The 1,363-nt window shown below is 63.7% G+C and carries 2 protein-coding genes; both read right to left on the bottom strand.

Annotation, left to right across the window (positions count from 1 at the left end; genetic code table 11):
* Positions 1–184: DUF2786 domain-containing protein (locus JHD77_RS31755; RefSeq protein WP_033979379.1), on the bottom strand; the 184-nt coding region annotated here is incomplete at its 3' end.
* Positions 184–1,335 (bottom strand): Lar family restriction alleviation protein, encoded by a 1,152-nt coding sequence (locus tag JHD77_RS32590; RefSeq protein ID WP_023108755.1) that lies wholly within the window; start codon positions 1,333–1,335, stop codon positions 184–186. The genes JHD77_RS32590 and JHD77_RS31755, both read right to left, overlap by 1 nt.
* Positions 1,336–1,363 lie beyond the last annotated feature (28 nt).

The raw sequence follows: 1,363 nt of genomic DNA, 5'->3' as shown, positions 1-1,363 counted from the left end.
TTCGAGTGGGAACGCACGCGGTCTCCACCGTGTGGGCCGAGATCTCCGCATCGCTGAGGTCGAACTGGCGCTTCAGGATCGCGGCCTGGCGCAATGCGGTTTCCGCCTCGTTCGGCGTGGCCCCCTTGGCATTCGCCAGGGCCATCAGCTTCTCGACCTTGGCGAGGACTTTTTGCTTGTCCATTACGCGTCCCCCTTGCAGCAGGTTGAGCCCTGCACGGGCGCGGTGCGGTCCAGGCGCTCGATCTCAGCCAGCGCCAGGGCGCAGGCCTTGACCAGATCTCGTCGCACGGTGGTTGGCTTCCACCACTGCTCATCCCAAGGCCATGCCAGCGACACCAGCAGGGCGGCGGTTCCATCGTTCGGAGCGCTGGATCCGGCCAGGGCGTAGCAGGCGGCGGCTCGGGCCATCTGGCCGTGGCTGTGCTCGTCGTCGTGCTCTGGCGTCCAGCCTTCGGCCTCGATCTGCCGGCGGCGCTCGGCTTGGACATCGAGCCATGCTTGGGGAACAGGGGATAGGCTCGAGGTGGGGTAAATTCGGTCTGCGACCTGCCTTACCCGGTCGACAATAGCCAGGGCTGCTACGTCGCCCAGTGCGACCTCCAGGGCGGCGAGCAGGTTGGCCATCAAGAACTGCTCACGCTCGTCCGCGTGGTTTTTTGCGCTTGGGCGCCTGTTCCAGTCGACCTGTGCTGAATACCTCGCTGTTACTGTGTCTGGCTCGCAGTAGGACGGCCCGATGTAAACCTGGCAGTCCAGGCATTCAATGGCACAGTTCCAGGCATTGGTGTCGAGCAGCTCGGGTTCCAGCATTCGAATGTTCGTGCTGCCGCAGAGCGGGCAGGGCTTGAGCTTGGGGTCACTCGGGGCTGCCGGTTCCAGCTTCTCCAGCTCCTCCAGCTTGGACTCAAGCGAGGCGACCCTGGCCAGGGCGGCGTCGCGCTGATTCAAGGCCTTGGCACAAGCCTCGCTGAGCAGGCGTTCATGCTGTTCTGCTGCCGCATCGAGATCGATTGGACTCAGGTGCTCTCCGAGCGGTCGCACGTACTGGCACACCGGGCCGTTATCGGTATCGTGGATCGATAGCACGAACCAACCGGAGCCTTCGGGTCGCGTTGGGATCCACTCGCTGTATCGTTGGTCCGATCGTGCAGAGTCGTAGAGGCGAGGCGCATCCGACTCCATGAAGACGGTCTGCAACTCAAGGCCAAGCCGGCGCAGCGTTTCCTGCGCCTCGTTGGAAGAGCAGTTGTCGGCCAGGTCTGGATAGTTCGGATGGGTCCAGAAGCCGAACTGGTCGCGCTCGACCAGGTGGGCTTGAATCATAGGCTTCATGCCAGGCCCCCCTCGCTCATGCCAAGCA

Origin of the sequence: Pseudomonas sp. P20 (assembly GCF_016463925.1) — a bacterium.
In the GTDB taxonomy this organism is placed as follows: domain Bacteria; phylum Pseudomonadota; class Gammaproteobacteria; order Pseudomonadales; family Pseudomonadaceae; genus Pseudomonas; species Pseudomonas aeruginosa.
Note: the sequence above shows the minus strand (reverse complement) of the source record. Positions and strands in the feature narration are given on the sequence as shown.

Excerpts from the sequence above, each read along its gene's own strand:
- JHD77_RS32590 (WP_023108755.1), bottom strand. The coding sequence starts at position 1,335 with ATGAAGCCTATGATTCAAGCCCACCTGGTCGAGCGCGACCAGTTCGGC.